The organism is Pseudomonas sp. StFLB209 (assembly GCF_000829415.1).
Lineage (GTDB): Bacteria > Pseudomonadota > Gammaproteobacteria > Pseudomonadales > Pseudomonadaceae > Aquipseudomonas.
The window spans coordinates 6,081,839-6,096,241 of record NZ_AP014637.1 but is presented as its reverse complement, the minus strand read 5'-3'; the positions used below and the strand labels follow the sequence as shown (position 1 = coordinate 6,096,241).

Annotated in this window: 17 protein-coding genes and 1 tRNA gene; 14 read left to right on the top strand and 4 right to left on the bottom strand. The window is 60.2% G+C overall.

The window, feature by feature from the left end; genetic code table 11:
* Positions 1-143: 143 nt before the first annotated feature.
* The gene (locus tag PSCI_RS27045; protein ID WP_045493076.1) at positions 144-761 is read left to right on the top strand and encodes a LysE family transporter; all 618 of its coding nucleotides are present in this window, start codon (positions 144-146) and stop codon (positions 759-761) included.
* 105 nt (positions 762-866) lie between these two features.
* On the opposite strand, the gene PSCI_RS27040 is transcribed toward PSCI_RS27045, so the two are convergent.
* The 3 genes from PSCI_RS27040 to PSCI_RS27030 all read right to left on the bottom strand — a co-directional run bounded on the left by PSCI_RS27040 (position 867) and on the right by PSCI_RS27030 (position 2,209).
* Positions 867-1,166 carry a diguanylate cyclase domain-containing protein gene (locus tag PSCI_RS27040; RefSeq protein ID WP_045493073.1) on the bottom strand — a complete coding sequence of 100 codons (300 nt, stop codon included), beginning with the start codon at positions 1,164-1,166 and terminating at the stop codon, positions 867-869.
* A 170-nt stretch (positions 1,167-1,336) separates the two neighbouring features.
* Entirely contained in the window at positions 1,337-1,906 is a 570-nt protein-coding gene (locus tag PSCI_RS27035; RefSeq protein WP_052483558.1) for a GAF domain-containing protein, read from the bottom strand.
* A gap of 215 nt (positions 1,907-2,121) precedes the next feature.
* Positions 2,122-2,209 (bottom strand) — tRNA-Ser (locus PSCI_RS27030).
* 133 nt (positions 2,210-2,342) lie between these two features.
* Between PSCI_RS27030 and PSCI_RS27025 the strand changes: the two genes are divergently transcribed.
* A complete protein-coding gene (locus PSCI_RS27025) occupies positions 2,343-3,017 on the top strand; it encodes a Bax inhibitor-1/YccA family protein (protein ID WP_045493070.1) in 675 nt (224 codons plus the stop codon).
* A 51-nt stretch (positions 3,018-3,068) separates the two neighbouring features.
* Here the strand turns inward: PSCI_RS27025 and solA are convergent, their stop codons facing one another.
* On the bottom strand, positions 3,069-4,238 hold the full coding sequence (gene solA / locus PSCI_RS27020; protein ID WP_045493067.1) for an N-methyl-L-tryptophan oxidase: 1,170 nt from the start codon (positions 4,236-4,238) through the stop codon (positions 3,069-3,071).
* Between the two features lie 1,188 nt (positions 4,239-5,426).
* On the opposite strand from solA, the gene PSCI_RS27015 reads away from it, so the two are divergent.
* From PSCI_RS27015 to PSCI_RS26960, 12 genes are all read left to right on the top strand, one after another.
* On the top strand, positions 5,427-6,353 hold the full coding sequence (locus PSCI_RS27015; protein ID WP_045493065.1) for a sigma 54-interacting transcriptional regulator: 927 nt from the start codon (positions 5,427-5,429) through the stop codon (positions 6,351-6,353).
* 97 nt (positions 6,354-6,450) lie between these two features.
* Complete coding sequence (locus tag PSCI_RS27010; RefSeq protein WP_045493062.1) at positions 6,451-6,657, top strand: hypothetical protein; 207 nt, start codon at positions 6,451-6,453, stop codon at positions 6,655-6,657.
* Between the two features lie 64 nt (positions 6,658-6,721).
* Positions 6,722-7,756 carry a DNA-binding protein gene (locus PSCI_RS27005; protein ID WP_084710168.1) on the top strand — a complete coding sequence of 345 codons (1,035 nt, stop codon included), beginning with the start codon at positions 6,722-6,724 and terminating at the stop codon, positions 7,754-7,756.
* Positions 7,757-7,804: 48 nt separating this feature from the next.
* Positions 7,805-8,164, top strand: coding sequence for a type III secretion system inner rod subunit SctI (gene sctI, locus PSCI_RS27000; RefSeq protein ID WP_045493059.1), 360 nt, complete (start codon positions 7,805-7,807; stop codon positions 8,162-8,164).
* A 9-nt stretch (positions 8,165-8,173) separates the two neighbouring features.
* Positions 8,174-8,968, top strand: coding sequence for a type III secretion system inner membrane ring lipoprotein SctJ (gene sctJ, locus PSCI_RS26995; RefSeq protein ID WP_045493056.1), 795 nt, complete (start codon positions 8,174-8,176; stop codon positions 8,966-8,968).
* Positions 8,965-9,543 (top strand): hypothetical protein, encoded by a 579-nt coding sequence (locus tag PSCI_RS26990; protein WP_045493053.1) that lies wholly within the window; start codon positions 8,965-8,967, stop codon positions 9,541-9,543. The genes sctJ and PSCI_RS26990 overlap by 4 nt, the downstream gene beginning before the upstream one ends.
* Before the next feature lie 14 nt (positions 9,544-9,557).
* Positions 9,558-10,136, top strand: coding sequence for a type III secretion system stator protein SctL (gene sctL, locus PSCI_RS26985; RefSeq protein WP_045493051.1), 579 nt, complete (start codon positions 9,558-9,560; stop codon positions 10,134-10,136).
* Between the two features lie 103 nt (positions 10,137-10,239).
* On the top strand, positions 10,240-10,461 hold the full coding sequence (locus PSCI_RS26980; protein WP_045493049.1) for a serine kinase: 222 nt from the start codon (positions 10,240-10,242) through the stop codon (positions 10,459-10,461).
* Positions 10,448-10,882 (top strand): type III secretion system chaperone, encoded by a 435-nt coding sequence (locus PSCI_RS26975; RefSeq protein ID WP_045493046.1) that lies wholly within the window; start codon positions 10,448-10,450, stop codon positions 10,880-10,882. The genes PSCI_RS26980 and PSCI_RS26975 overlap by 14 nt, the downstream gene beginning before the upstream one ends.
* Positions 10,864-12,885: a type III secretion system outer membrane ring subunit SctC gene (gene sctC / locus PSCI_RS26970; protein ID WP_231906534.1), complete on the top strand. Its 2,022-nt coding sequence runs from the start codon at positions 10,864-10,866 to the stop codon at positions 12,883-12,885. Before PSCI_RS26975 ends, sctC begins: the two co-directional genes overlap by 19 nt.
* Before the next feature lie 450 nt (positions 12,886-13,335).
* A complete protein-coding gene (locus PSCI_RS26965) occupies positions 13,336-13,689 on the top strand; it encodes a hypothetical protein (RefSeq protein WP_045493044.1) in 354 nt (117 codons plus the stop codon).
* 95 nt (positions 13,690-13,784) lie between these two features.
* On the top strand, positions 13,785-14,183 hold the full coding sequence (locus PSCI_RS26960; protein WP_045493042.1) for a type III secretion system chaperone: 399 nt from the start codon (positions 13,785-13,787) through the stop codon (positions 14,181-14,183).
* Positions 14,184-14,403: the final 220 nt, after the last annotated feature.

Here is a 14,403-nt window from a genome sequence, read left to right as displayed (position 1 = left end):
TTGGCTATTCTGACGAAAGCCGCTGAAGATTCATACCGGCGTATTTATACGTTGCTTGCATAGGGAGCAAGCCCAAGCCTCAGCACAGCATTTCGGCAAAACCGGATAGACTGCGCGCTCTACACCCTCAAGGAGCTGGATCCATGCTAGGCGTGACTGACTACGGCGCTTTTGTCATTGCGTTCATCATCGTCCTGGCCATTCCCGGCCCAGGCAATTTCGCACTGATCACCGCGACCGGCAAAGGTGGGGTCAAGGCCGGGCTGGCGGCCACTTGCGGGGTCATTCTTGGCGATCAGGTCCTGCTGTGGCTGGCGGTGGCCGGGGTCGCTACGCTGCTGGCGGCTTACCCGGCCGCCTTTCATGTCGTGCAGTGGGCGGGGGCGGCGTACCTGGCTTATCTGGGCCTGCGCATGCTGCTGAGCAAGCCAGGCGGCGCCCCGCGCAAAAGCCGTATGGACAACGGCCAGTACCTGCGCCAGACCATGATGATCACCTTGCTCAACCCCAAGGCGATCATGTTTTACATGGCGTTCTTTCCGCTGTTCGTCGATCCGGTCCGGCATCAGGGCCTGCTGACCTTTGCCTTTCTGGCCGCCACGGTGGCGGTGGTGACATTCCTTTATGGGCTGATTGCGGTACTGCTGACCCAGCATCTGGCCGAGCGCATGCGTGCCAACCCGCGCACCGCCAATCTGCTTGAACGGCTGGCAGGCGCCTGCCTGCTGGGCTTCGGGATCAAGCTGGCGGCGATGCGTTAAGCCTCATCACTAAATCGCAAACCGATAATGGCTGCGGCCTTTGCGTTTGGCTTCGTACATGGCGTGGTCGGCCTTGGCCAGCACGGCTTCAGGCGTTAGCGGCTCCTAAGGCTGGCTGAAGGCGATGCCGACACTTGCGCCAATCCTGATACCGGTATGGCCGTTGAAGGTGAACGGCTCGGCCAGGGCCCGGCAGAGTTGCTCGCCCAGATTCTCCGCCGCTTCGGTCGAACTCAAGGTCGTGGCGATGATCACGAACTCGTCCCCCGCCAGGCGCCCGACCAAGTCGCCTGCGCCTGCGCAGCTCAGCAGTCGCTGCGCGGCTGCAATCAGCAGGGCATCGCGGGTGGCTCTGTCAAACAGGGTTTTCTCGGCCAGCTTGCGCTCGGTGATATCCTGCGACATGACAAAAAACCATCGACCTGGCCATGGCGGATGTCGGGCACGTATGTCGCACACCAGACTCTGGGGTCGGTTGCGCTGTAGCGAATATTGTCGACCGTGACTCGCTGACCGCTCAGGGCCTGCTCGAAGTGCGGCAACAACTGCGCATAGACGTCGGGGCGCAGCGCCTGTTAGCGTTTTTCCAGGCTGTAGCTTTGGCGCCGGTCGTGAACCAGTTCCTCAAGCAGGTGCAGGCTGGCCGCATCGGTGACCAGATTACGCTGGTTGATTTCGCTTTCGACAATACGTGCCAGATCGCTGAGCGCAGTGGGCTGTTCCGGGGCCAGCTGCCGTGGGCGGCTGTCAATGACGCACAGCGTGCCCAGGCTCAGGCCGTTGCCAAGCCGCAGCGGGATGCCGGCATAGAATCTGATAAAGGGCGGGCCACTGACCAGCGGATTGTCGGCAAAGCGTTCGTCCGCCAGGGTGTCGGGAACCACCAGCGCTTCTTCGACCAGCAGCGCGTGGGCGCAGAAGGCAACGTTGCGCGGTGTCTGCGTGGCCTCCAGGCCCACGGCGGACTTGAACCACTGGCACTCGCGGTCGACCAGCGATCCCAAGGCAATGGGGGCATTGAGCAGGGTGGCGGCGATCCGGGTTACCCGGTCGAAGGCTTGCTCGCGAGGCGTGTCGAGAATCTGCAAACGTTCGAGAAAGCTGACTCTGGCGGCTTCGTTGAGCGGGTCGGGAGCTGACTGCAAAGTGACCTCGGCTGACTGGAGGGCGCTTCTTGATGTTGCAACCTCGCACAGCGATTTTTTGCACAAGGCGTGTGCGGGCTGGCGTACCCCACTGGAGAATAGCTGTTGTCGGTCGATCTGCCGCAACAGGGTAACCAGGGCAGAAGCGGAGGGGGATTTTGCAGGCTCCAGAAACGACAAAGCCCTGAATGATCAGGGCTTTGTGCTATCGAATATGGCGGAGGCATAGAGATTCGAACTCTAGGACCTGTTACAGTCGGCAGTTTTCAAGACTGCTGCCTTAAACCACTCGGCCATACCTCCACATGTGTTGCGGGCGCCATAATACCCGAATGTAACAAGCTGTCAAACTCTGCCGGTGGTGATGAGCGGCGCCTCTGATATGATCTTTGCAACTTGTCATTTCAGCAAGCTATCAACAGTGAGGAGCTTCGCGATGCGCGAACAGGATTACCTACTTAAAACCGGCGTGCAGGAAGCCGACCAGCTCGAAGTCAGTCGTGTCCTGCGCAATACCTATGGCCTTCTGGCCCTCACCCTCGCTTTCAGCGGCGTCATGGCGTTCGTGGCCCAGCAAATGCGTGTTGGCTACCCGAACATCTTCGTCGTGCTGATCGGCTTCTATGGCCTGTTCTTCCTGACCGCCAAGCTGCGTGATTCGGTCTGGGGCCTGGTTTCGACCTTCGCCCTGACCGGCTTCATGGGCTTTATCCTGGGCCCGATCCTCAACCGTTACCTGGGCATGAGCGGCGGCGCAGAAGTGGTCAGCTCGGCGTTTGCCATGACTGCTCTGGTGTTCGGCGGCCTGTCGGCTTACGTGCTGACCACCCGCAAGGACATGAGCTTCCTGGGCGGCTTCATCACCGCAGGCTTCTTCGTCCTGCTGGCAGCGGTCGTGGCCGGTCTGTTCTTCGAGATCAGCGGTCTGCAACTGGCGATCAGCGCAGGTTTCGTGCTGTTCTCCTCGGCCTGCATCCTGTTCCAGACCAGTGCGATCATCCACGGTGGTGAGCGTAACTACATCATGGCGACCATCAGCCTGTATGTCTCGATCTACAACCTGTTCATCAGCCTGTTGCAGATCTTCGGCATCATGAGCCGCGACGACTGATCGTTTGTTGCGTAAAAAACAAAGCCCGCCTCGTGCGGGCTTTGTGCTTTTTCAGCGCTTGAAACGTTGCAGGCTGAACGCCGACAGGTCCGTGTCGCTGCGTCCGCTCATGCAGCGCTGAGCCAGCGCCTCGCCCAGCCCCGCCGAATGCTTGAAACCATGCCCTGAGCAAGCCGAGACCACCGTCACGTTAGGCACGCAGGGGTGCTCGTCGATGATGAAGTGGTAATCGGGCGTCACGGTGTAGGCGCACACCGAGGTCTTCAGTGCCCGGCTACCCACCCCGCTAAAACGCCCGGCAACTTGAGTGCGGTACATCTGCTCGATCTGTTGGTCGCTGACATTACGATCCAGACAGTATGGATCGCATGCTGTCTCGTACTGCTCGGTGGCAATTTTCATGCTGCCTTCGCCGGGCAGGGGCGGGAAGCCGTAACTCACATCATTGAATGCCGGTCCGTGGGTGAGGATGAAACTCGGTGACTGCGCCGCGAAGCGTGCCGGTTCGCTGACTTCGAACCAGTAAAGCGTCTGGCGACAGACCCGCAGCAGAGCATCAAAGGGCGCGCCCAGCAGTCCGGCCGACCACATGCCGGCACTGACGATTACCTTGTCGGCATAAATCACTCCCTGATCGGTACTGATCCTGACCGCTGTACCTTCATTCTCAAGCGCCAGCACGGTCTCGTTCAGGCGCAGTTGCGCACCTTGCTGCGCGGCCAGTTGCAGCTGCACGGCAATGCAGCGTTCCGGGCGCAGAAAACCGCCTTGCGGTTCGAAGTAGCCAATGGCGCTGTCCAGCACCGGGCTGAACTGGCCGAAGCGCTGGCGAATCTGTGCCGCGTCCAGCACTTGGTGCTCGATGCCGTAAGTTTTGGCCAGTTCGATGGTGCGGTGGGTGAAATCTGCAGGATCGTGCGGATCGTAGACGCTGCTTGAGGTCATCACCAGCACGCCGCACTGCTCGAACAATGCCTCACCCGACAGTGCTTCGAGTTCCCGCCAGATCCGATGAGAGCTGCGCACCAGCGGCAGGTACTGCGGACCTTCCCCGTTGGACAGGCGAGTGATGCGCGTATCGCCATGGCTGGAGCCCTGAGTATGGGGCGGCGCATGGCGGTCCACGCCGATGACGTTGGCGCCGGCCTTGCTCAGTTGATAAAGGGTTGCAGCGCCCATCGCGCCCAGGCCGAGCACGGCCACCTGATAATGTTCTTGCATACTGGGTGGATTGTCCGCAAATACGTCATTGCAACGCCAGCCACCGACAAAATCAACCCATGGGGGTGATATGCACAGTGCCGGCGGCAGCAGGCGCGAGAGTGGCGCTTGCTTTTTTTGGTCATATGGGTTTGCGAAAACTGTCAAAAGTTGTCCACGAAAATCGTGGGTATGTCTGTGGATAACTCGCTGAATGCTTTATTTTCAGAGGCTTTGGTTTGTGTGGTTGATTTATGACCAGTTTTTCCGAGGCAGGGGGCTAGCGCTGTTTCGTGCCGCGCCCGCTGATCTGAAAATGCGACCGATTTGGCAAATCGCGCACCTGACGCCAGCTTCGCATACGCTGGCCCCGATGGGCAGGCCGCCAGACGGTAATTAATAATTCTTTAACTTTGTTCGGAAAACCGGATGTGTATTCGGTTTTCCGAACAACTTGGTAATCTTGATTGGATTCACCACTTTGTTTCCGGTATTTGCCGCTCTGGACGTTGTTGACAAGTACCGTTAGTGCTGTGCATTAGTCCGCCACACGGCTGCGTCAGGCGCTGCAATATGGGGGGGGTTAACTGCGCAAGTTATCGCCAGTGCTGCCCGCAATGCCGGAGATCGTTGCTGGCCTGTTTTTACCTTGTACTGCTGGCCTGGACCGGGTTTTTAGAGAGGCCCTGGTCATTGGCGTTGGTCAATGCTTTGGTCCCGGTTGCCATCAGCATTGCAAAAGCTTTATATATTGTGACTCGGGCCGTTCATGAGTGGAAAAATTTATCGACGCAATAGAAAATGTTCACGCGATTCTGATTGGCCGTGTATATACCCTGCGGCTTACTTGTGCCTGACAGCCAACCGGCTTGCAGTAGTGTCTGGATGTAATAGGGTGCCTCTAAAAACTGGGCGAGGCAGTCAACGTAGCGCTGGCGCGCATAACGCCGCAGACGCCCGGCCAACAGGCAATTGTCCTGCTGACAGTGGTCCGCAACACAATGAGGGAAGGTGGCCCTCTGTGTCTCTGGAACCGGGGCAGTCTGCACCCTTGAATCCTTTCGCGAAGCCGGGCTGTTCCGGGCGGGTGATCGTAAACAGAGGTTAGGTGACGGTCTGCTTTTGCATGCAAAAGTACGGCTGACGCTGTCCTGTTGTTCAATGGAATTGCTGATCATCAGTAAGGGGCTTGGATGAAACGGGGACTCTATGAGCAATGACGCTTCGAAGATGGAGCACGAGGTCCTCGACATATTTGGTACCCTGCAGTCGTTCATCCGCAAGGCCGCGCCGCTTAATGTCGACATGGTGCTTGAAGGCGAGACGGGCACTGGCAAAGACACGCTGGCGCGGCGCATTCATCAACTATCAGGGCGTCCCGGTCCGTTGGTGGCACTCAACTGCGCAGCGGTTCCCGAGCAACTGGCCGAGAGCGAATTGTTCGGGGTGATGGCGGGCGCTTACACCGGCGCCTCTAAATCGCGTGCCGGTTATATCGAAGCGTCTAATCATGGCACGTTGTATCTTGACGAAATCGACAGCATGCCGCTGTTACTCCAGGCCAAGTTGCTGCGTGTTCTGGAGATGCGTGGAATAGAGCGTTTGGGGTCGACGCGTTTTGTCGAGCTTGACTTACGAGTGATTGTCGCCACTCAGACCCCCCTTGAGAAACTGGTCGAGGAAGGCAAGTTCCGGCGCGATCTGTTCTTTCGTCTTAACGTCATCAAGATCCAGTTACCGACACTGCGTTCGCGGCTTGAGCACTTGCATCGGTTGTTCGAGCAATTTGTCGGTGAAGCGGCGAGCCGGCATCGCCTGCCGGTTCCGGAGCGCGATCCGCACCTGCTCAAAAGCCTGCTCGGCCACCGTTGGCCGGGCAATATCCGCGAACTCAAATGCGCCGCCGAGCGCTTCGTGCTGGGCATGCCGGCGCTGCAGGGGCTGGCTGGCGGCTTGCTCGATGAGTCCTCGGCACGCCTGCGTGATTACCTGCGGGCGCTGGAAAAGGCGGTAATCCAGGAATGCCTGGCACGTCATCCCAACAATATCGAGTCGGTAATCACTGAACTGGGTATTCCCAAACGCACCCTCTATCACCGCATGAAGAGCCTGAGCATCAACGCTTCTGAATCCTGAATGCGGGGTCATGTGGAACCGCTTCTGAAAATCGGCCACTCACTGTTCGAACATCACATCCGGTGTTCAACACTTTCGATGATCAGGAGTAATCACTATGGCTGGTACCGCTTCCCTCGGCGCTTCGATGGCTGCAATGACCAAAATGGATGCCACCGCTGCGGCAACCACCACCATGAACGCCGAAGCCCAATCCAACAAGATGATGACCGATACCGTCAACGGTATCGCCAGCGCCTACCAGGACTCGGCCACCAAGGCGCAGAACGCCGCTCAGCAAACCGGTAAGGCGATCAACTACTGATCGTCGTGTTCCCCTCCCGGCCCGCGTCGGGAGGGGTTACCCCAGTGCATTCAAGGAGTGGACTATGTTTTCTTCTTCAATAGGCGGGCCACAGGCCGGTGCATTTCAGAGCACCTTCGCCAGCACCCAGACCAGCGCCCTGCAATCGAGCTCCAGTGAGGCGGCGGGTCAGATCGCCTCGCTGCTCAGCGACGCGCTGCTGGAAAAGAGCGGCAGCGGTGCCAATATCCGCAACGCTGACAACCCGTTGATCGGCATGGTTGCCGATCACATGGACCGCAACCCTGAAAAGTACGGCAAACCGCACGATGCCAATGGCCGGGTCGACGGCTGGCGCGATGAGCTCAGCGAAGACAATTACCTCGACGGCCGGGAAAAGGCCGCCTTCACCAAAGGCCTGGAAGGGCTGATCAGTGAATTCCTCAGTGGCGGCTCTTCGGGCCAAAGCTCCATCGGTCAAGGCACCAGCGGCCAGGGCGCCTTTGGACAAGGCTCGTTGGGCCAGGGTGGCCTGGGCGGTTCGCGCGGCGCCGCGAGCCCTTCGGCGGGCTGCAATCAGGGCTGGGGCGGCAATTCCCTGGCGGGGGCTGGCGGTGCTGGTGCCGGCGGTGGCCTGCAGAGTCTGCTGAGCTCGTTGCTGGGCAGTCTTGGCGAGGAAAAACTCGACAACCTGCTCAAGCCGGTCGCCTCGCAGCCTGCCTCGATCGGTGCCTTGGTCAAGGGCAACACTAACGGCATGATGAGCTTCAACCCTGAAGATAAAGATGTCCTCAAGGAAATCTCGCGCTTCATGGACATGCACCCTGAGGAGTTCGGCAAGCCTGACGGCAAATCCAAGGACTGGATGGGTGAGCTGTCCGAGGGCGACTTCGTGATGTCCAAGGCCGAGAGCCAGCAGTACATGAAGGCCATTGACATGATCAAGGGCGAAATCAAAGGCAGTGCCGAGGGCAACTCGCTGGGTGGCCTGTTTCCTGATGCGCAACAGAACTTTCAGAATGGCGGGGCTGGCAACACCCTGAAAACCGACGCCAGTATCGCGGCCGGCAACATTCTGTCTGTGCTGGTGCAACAGAGCGTGACCGAATCACGCGGCTGATCCGCACGACTTTTCAGGTGCCTTTTCGTCCAGGCAGGAGAGCAAAACATGGCTGTTAACCGTGTATCAACCCATTCCGCAAGTCTTGTGGATACCGAGCTGACATCGAATGTTGCGCCTGCCTCGGCGGATATCGCCTGGTTCAGTGCGGCCATGCAGCCCGCCGCGCCACGTTCGGCGGCGTCACCGGCCAGTGAGGTGTCGCCGGTATTGCAGGCCACCTCCGCATTTCAGAAAGACGCCGAACGGATCAACCGGCAGTTGCAGCGTGTCTCCGGCTCGGTCGACCCGCAGCAGATGATGCAGGCCAACCGTTCGCTGTCGTCGTTCTACCTTGAAAGCATGCTCAGCGCCAAACTGGTCAGCAAGGCGGCGCAAAGCGTGGAAAAACTGACCAGTCTGCAATAGGGCGGGGCTATGTATCCCAAGGTAATCAGGCTGCTCGCCCTGTTATCGGTAGTGCTGGCGCTGGCCGGCTGTGGTGACCGTATGGAACTGCATCGCGACCTGACCGAGCAGGATGCCAACGAGATCATGGCCGAGTTGGCCGACAAGAACATCAGTGCCTACAAGCGCCTGGACAAAAGCTCGGTGTCGGTACTGGTGGCGGCGCAGGACATTTCCCGGGCGGTACGCGCGCTGGAGGCGGTCGGTCTGCCGCGCCGCTCGCGTTCGAGCCTGGGTGAGGTGTTTCGCAAGGAGGGGGTAATCTCTTCGCCGCTCGAAGAGCGTGCCCGCTACATCTATGCGTTGTCCCAGGAGCTGGAACAGACACTCTCGCAGATCGACGGCGTGGTGGTGGCCAGGGTGCATGTGGTGTTGCCCGAACGCATCGCCCCTGGCGAACCTGTACAGCCAGCCTCGGCCGCGGTGTTTATCAAGCACCGCGACGGCATGGAACCCGACAGCGTCTTGCCGCGTATCCGGCGCATGGTCGCCAGCAGTATTCCGGGCATGGCCGGCGCTGATGACAAGAAACTTGCGGTGGTCTTCGTGCCTTCTCAGGAGTACCGGCAGACCGTCGAACGGGTCAGCCTCGGGCCGTTTGAGCTGACCCGTGAGCGCCTGGAGTTCTGGCAATGGATTCTTGGTCTGTCAGCGTTCGGTATCGCGTTGCTGCTTGGCGGCCTGTTTGCTCTCAACCCGCGCTGGTTGCAGCGGCTGTCGCGACGTCCCGAAGCGGCTGGCGCCACTCAAGGGGCTGAGCGATGACCCCGGATGCGCCACAGGCGCTGAGCTGGGTTCGCTGGTGGGCCCAGGGCTGGCGACAAGCCCATGAAACCTGGCAACTGCCCGCCACGGCTGATTTCGACCAGCCAACCCTGACACTGATGCTGCAACGCGATGCGGCGCTGGCTGACCGTTGCATGGGCATGACCGCCAGTGTTCCTCCGCCACCGGATGAACTGCTGCTGCCTTTGTTACCGTTCGATGCCGAGCAGTGGCAGCGGGTGTTCGAACTGTGCGTGGCAGTGTGTGCCGGTGCCAGCGGTGGTCGACGTCATCGACTGGATGAGCGCACGCAACGCTGGTGTCAGCGGCTGGGCCAGGCGTTGCAGCCGGGGCAATGGCTGCCGGCCCAGTGGTATGGCGCAGGGCCCGAAGCCGCCGGCCTTTGCCTGTTGCGTGCCTGGGCCGGAGAAACCCTGTGGTCACGTCTGCGCCTGCAATTTGCCCGTGACGCCGTGCAGGCAGCCGAACAACTGGCGGTCGAGCAGATTCCGCATGCACGCCTGCGGGCCTTGTGGCATGCGCTGAGCTGGCAGGTATCCAGGGCAACTGACTGATTGAGGAGATGGTCATGCTGACCCGCCGTACCCTGACTTTTCCCGGCGACCGGCATACGGTGACCGGGTCACTGCTGCCTCGTGAACTGTTCGATGACTGTCGGCTGGCCGAACAACTGGTGCAGCAGGCCCAGGCCCAGGCCCGGCAAATCCTCGACCAGGCGCGCAGCGAAGCGTTGCTGCTGGGCCGTCAGGCCGAGGAGCAGGCGCGGGCCGAAGTGCTCGAGCAATCCCTGGCACTGCTTGAAGACTTGCGCGACCAGCATCAGCGTCGCGAAGCCGCGATGCTGGAGGTCGCTCGCGAACTGGTCAGCGCCGCTGTGCAGCAGGTATTGAACGAGCAGCCGCCGCTGCAACGGATCGAGGCGGTGCTGGGGCATCTGCTCAGCGCCCAGCCGGACGAGCCTTTGGCGCGTCTGCATTGTCACCCCGAGCGGCTTGAGGAATTGGCGACCTGCCTGCAGCACGGCGGCCGTGAGGGCTGGAGCCTGCAGGGCGATCCGCGTCTGGCCGCCGATGCGTTGAGCCTGCGCACCGAGCGCGGCGAATTCAATCTGGACTGGCACAGCCTGGTGCAACACGTCCTGCCTTGACCCGTCAGCAGGGCGCTGTGCTGACCGGTCATCGGCCGGGCATGGAACCAAACCCGGTCTTGCGCCACTCACTGCCCAGTTACCCGGATCAAGGAGTATTGCCATGCTGTCTTCCGATGCACTGCGGCGTCGCCTGGATGCCAACTTTGAACATACCCAGAAAGACCTGGATACAGCCGCGCTGAATCTGGATGCTTTCTCGCCTGATGACTGGCATGCCTTCAACTCGGCCATGCGTCAGGCGTCCACCGCCAGTTGGGCGGCTAACCAGGAGATCGTGGTCAAGCACAACTTGGCCAAGGCGATCCTGAATGAAATCCGCTGAGCTGATTGCCACTGTCGAGCGCTGGCTGGACGGTGGTGATGCTGAGCTCGCCTTGCAGGTCGATGAGCAGCTGATGCGGGTGCGCCGCTGTGGCAGCGGGCTGGCGTTCATTGCGCCTCTGGCTACGGCGTGGCGCGGTGACGAGGCCGGGCTGGTCAGTGCCTTGAAGCTGTCGGCCGCCAGCCGCATGCGTTTTCGCGGGGCGTTGGCGCTGGACCCTGAAACCCGTGGCCTGTGCCTGGTCCAGCATCAGCGCCAGCTTGACTCGCCGGCGCTGCTTGCGGTCATTGAAGCGCTGGCCAATCAGCGCGACGTCTGGGCCTCGATGCTCGAGGCTGCGCTGCCGCGCACTCCGGCTGCGCCACGACGTGTTGTCCATCCATTCTCACTGGGAGCCAACCTGTGTTCAGGCATTGGATAAAACCGTTGTTGTGTACGGCGCTGTGGTTCGGTCAGGCACCGGCAGCGCTCGCTGCGGTACCGGAGGAGTGGCGCGAGGCCTCCTATGCTTATGAGGCGAGCCAGACGCCGCTGTCGAAGGTGCTCAATGACTTCGCCGGCTCGTTCGGTGTGGGCCTGGATATCCGTGGCGTCAGTGGCGTGGTGGATGCGCGGATACGCTCGGCCAATGCCCAGGAATTTCTCGACCGACTGGCGCTCGAGCACCAGTTCCAGTGGTTTTTCTATAACGGCAAGCTGTATGTCAGTGCCCAATCTGCGCAGTTGTCCGAACGGCTGGAAGTGTCGGCCGATGCCGCGCCAGACCTCAAACAGGCGCTGACCGATATCGGCCTGCTCGACAAACGCTTCGGCTGGGGCGAGATGCCCGATGAAGGGGTGGTGCTGGTCAGCGGTCCGCCGCGCTATATCGAATTGATCCGCAGCTTCAGCAAGGAAAAGCGCAAGACCGAAGAAAAACACCAGGTCATGATGTTTCCCTTGCGCTACGCCGCTGTGGCTGACCGGCAGATCCGCTACCGCGACGAGTCGGTGAGCATTCCCGGCGTCGCGGCCCTGCTTGAACAGATGCTCGATACCCAGCGCATGCCCGCGGGTGGGCCGGTGTCGGCCGACCCGATGACCAATATTCAGTCCATGCAGGGCATGGCCGATCTGGCCCGCAGCAAGATCGTCAACCTGGCCAGCGAGCGCACCGCCGAGCCCTCGCGCAGCCGTCCGGCCAAAGCGGGCGGCAATCGTCGGGTGGTGGCCGATGTGCGCAACAACGCGGTGCTGATCTACGACGACCCGGACAAGCGGGAGATGTATCAGCAACTGATAGAGCAGCTTGACCGGCCCAGTAACCTGGTCGAGATCGATGCGATCATTCTCGACATCGACCGTACCCAGCTGTCAGCCCTGGAGTCGAACTGGTCGGCTCAGGCGGGTGCCGTAAACTTCGGCAGTTCGTTGTTGACCAGTGGTTCCTCGACCCTGTTCATCAATGATTTCCAGCGCTTCTTTGCCGATATTCGTGCGCTCGAAGGCCAGGGCGCCGCTTCGGTGATCGCCCGGCCATCGGTGCTGACCCTGGAGAACCAGCCGGCGGTGATCGATTTCAGCCGCACCGCCTACATCACCACCACCGGTGAGCGGGTTGCCAATGTCCAGCCGGTGACGGCCGGCACCAGCCTGCAAGTGGTGCCGCGGACCATCTCCGGCGGCACCGGCCAGCGCTTTCAGTTGATTGTCGATATCGAAGACGGGCAACTGGAGCGGGTGCGCGATGATCGGACGCCGGATGTCAAACGCGGCACGGTCAGCACGCAGGCTGTGGTGGCCGAAAACCGTTCGTTGGTGATTGGCGGCTTTCATGTCGATGAAAACGGCGAGCAGCACGACAAGGTGCCGGTGCTCGGTGATCTGCCGGTGCTGGGCAAGTTGTTCTCATCGACCCGGCAGTCGGTCTCGCGCCGCGAGCGGTTGTTTATCCTCACCCCGCGACTGGTCGGCGACCAGGTCGACCCGGGCCGCTATGTGGCCAGCCAGGATCGCCCCACGCTGGACAAGGCGCTCGGGCGCCAGCGCCCAGACAGTCGGGAACAGATGCGTGCGACGCTCTCGACGACGTTCGCTGAGATGGTGAAAGGACGTATTCCCGATGGTGTCAAATCGTCATCATCTGGTGCCGCCTTGCGCGACCTGTGTACAGTGGACGCTTCGTTTGCGATCGACACCGCCCGCGGCCAGTGGTTTTCCGGTAACGGTTTCGAAATCAGCGTCGGCGTGGTACGCAACATCGGTACAAGACCCCAGGTGTTTTCTCTGGCTTCATGTTCAGCGAGTCAGGCACTCGCTGCCAGCGCATGGCCTGCCTCCAGTCTGCAGCCCGGTGAGTCGGTTGAAGTCTTTGTCGCCACGCGGCCGGCGGCCACGATTGCAGTACCTGAAAAACCGGTGAGAGTTTCAATACTCCCGCCCTGAGGGGGGCTGAAGCCGCGTGCGGTAATGACGTTACTGTTGCAAGGTTTTTATCAAGGATGGCTCGGAACTAGCGGGCAGCTCTAAAACTACCGGCGTTGTCAGCGCCGGGTTAAAACAGGCACGTGCGTGATGCTCATTTACAACCGGTAAAGTCCAGCGCGCCGCCGACCGTTGTTTGCCTGGTACTGACGGCCTCGCCTGATTTTTAGAGTCACCCTATCGTTAACCTGCATAGGCTCACTGTCGGAAAAAAGGGAGGAATGACAATGAACAACGTGCGACGACTTGCCTTGTTTATTATCACGGTGTTTATTAGTGCGTGTGCGTCAACCGAAAAGTCCTGTTTAACGGAGGCTTGTCAGCAGGTTGACGCCAATAGTTCTGAACTGAAAGTCTGGTGGTCGCCTGCACTGCGCAACGGCGCGGCTGCCTATAGCACGGTGCCTGTGAATGACTGAAACGATTTTGCGTAGCGCCGATCAACGGGACTTCTTCGTGACCATTCGGGAAGGTCGCTCAAGTACTTGGCAATGGTCGCCAGGTGTTGATTTCATCCATGACGACGCCAGTGTTGGCTGGGGGCTGGCGCTATCGATCGAGCGCCGGGCGCAGCGTCCCAATCTGTTTTCCGACACGCTCAGGCGCCGTTTCGAGAGCATTGAGGCGTACGAAGGCTATTACGTGTGCCTCGACAGCCAGCAGCGCTTTGTGGTCTGGCACGAACTGGCGGGCGATTATCGCAGTGACAATGATTTGCAACGGCTGATCGACCGATTATTGGTATTGGCGGGTTTCAGGCACTGACCGCGTTCTGTTGCGCTGGAACTTTAACCGCTAATTGTCCACGCACTGTTTGCTGTGGCGCCTTTATGCGCTGCGTCTGACAGAAGGACACTCCAATGACCCACGCTCAACGTAACGTGCAATTGTATCTGGCGCGTTTAAGTGAAATGCTCGGTATCGCGCTGACCCTCAACAACGGGGTTTGCGCGTTGTACGACAATGATCGCCGCCAGGCGGCGATCATTGAAGTTCCTGACCACTCGGATAATGTGATCATTCATGCCCGCCTGGGCCTGTTGCGTAATAGTCCGCAAAACTTGCAACATCTTTTGAACATCAACTTCGATGTGTCGAAATTGCGCGGCTGCTGGCTGTCTCTGGACCAGCAGAACGTCTGCCTGTGCACCCAACGTGAACTCTCCACGCTCGACGAAAAACAGTTCTGTGACCTGGTCACCGGCTTTACCGAACAGTTGCGCCAGACCCGCAGCCAGTACGCGTCCTTGCTGGCGTGAAAGGGCACCTCTAAAAACTGGCTGCTGGCTGGGCGCCTATGGCGCTACGCGCGTCTTCGCTGCGTAGAAAGCCGGCTCGCGTTGACGGCCTCGCCCAGGTTTTTAGAGGTGCCGAAATTTTGCGGGAACTGCTCAGGGGCGGTTTGCCACATAGCCGCAAGCCCCTCTACAGCAGAACCCGCAGCAGGGTTCGGGGCGGGGCTACCGGCAAGGCGGCAGG

What these genes read in the sequence shown, in the direction of transcription:
- PSCI_RS27025 (WP_045493070.1), top strand. Translation starts at nt 2,343, where the DNA reads ATGCGCGAACAGGATTACCTACTTAAAACCGGCGTGCAGGAAGCCGAC.
- PSCI_RS27045 (WP_045493076.1), top strand. Translation starts at nt 144, where the DNA reads ATGCTAGGCGTGACTGACTACGGCGCTTTTGTCATTGCGTTCATCATC.
- PSCI_RS26990 (WP_045493053.1), top strand. Translation starts at nt 8,965, where the DNA reads ATGACCCCGGATGCGCCACAGGCGCTGAGCTGGGTTCGCTGGTGGGCC.
- PSCI_RS26960 (WP_045493042.1), top strand. Translation starts at nt 13,785, where the DNA reads ATGACCCACGCTCAACGTAACGTGCAATTGTATCTGGCGCGTTTAAGT.
- sctJ (WP_045493056.1), top strand. Translation starts at nt 8,174, where the DNA reads ATGTATCCCAAGGTAATCAGGCTGCTCGCCCTGTTATCGGTAGTGCTG.
- PSCI_RS27010 (WP_045493062.1), top strand. Translation starts at nt 6,451, where the DNA reads ATGGCTGGTACCGCTTCCCTCGGCGCTTCGATGGCTGCAATGACCAAA.
- PSCI_RS27040 (WP_045493073.1), bottom strand. Translation starts at nt 1,166, where the DNA reads ATGTCGCAGGATATCACCGAGCGCAAGCTGGCCGAGAAAACCCTGTTT.
- sctI (WP_045493059.1), top strand. Translation starts at nt 7,805, where the DNA reads ATGGCTGTTAACCGTGTATCAACCCATTCCGCAAGTCTTGTGGATACC.
- PSCI_RS27015 (WP_045493065.1), top strand. Translation starts at nt 5,427, where the DNA reads ATGAGCAATGACGCTTCGAAGATGGAGCACGAGGTCCTCGACATATTT.
- PSCI_RS26980 (WP_045493049.1), top strand. Translation starts at nt 10,240, where the DNA reads ATGCTGTCTTCCGATGCACTGCGGCGTCGCCTGGATGCCAACTTTGAA.
- solA (WP_045493067.1), bottom strand. Translation starts at nt 4,238, where the DNA reads ATGCAAGAACATTATCAGGTGGCCGTGCTCGGCCTGGGCGCGATGGGC.
- sctL (WP_045493051.1), top strand. Translation starts at nt 9,558, where the DNA reads ATGCTGACCCGCCGTACCCTGACTTTTCCCGGCGACCGGCATACGGTG.
- PSCI_RS26965 (WP_045493044.1), top strand. Translation starts at nt 13,336, where the DNA reads ATGACTGAAACGATTTTGCGTAGCGCCGATCAACGGGACTTCTTCGTG.
- PSCI_RS27005 (WP_084710168.1), top strand. Translation starts at nt 6,722, where the DNA reads ATGTTTTCTTCTTCAATAGGCGGGCCACAGGCCGGTGCATTTCAGAGC.
- PSCI_RS26975 (WP_045493046.1), top strand. Translation starts at nt 10,448, where the DNA reads ATGAAATCCGCTGAGCTGATTGCCACTGTCGAGCGCTGGCTGGACGGT.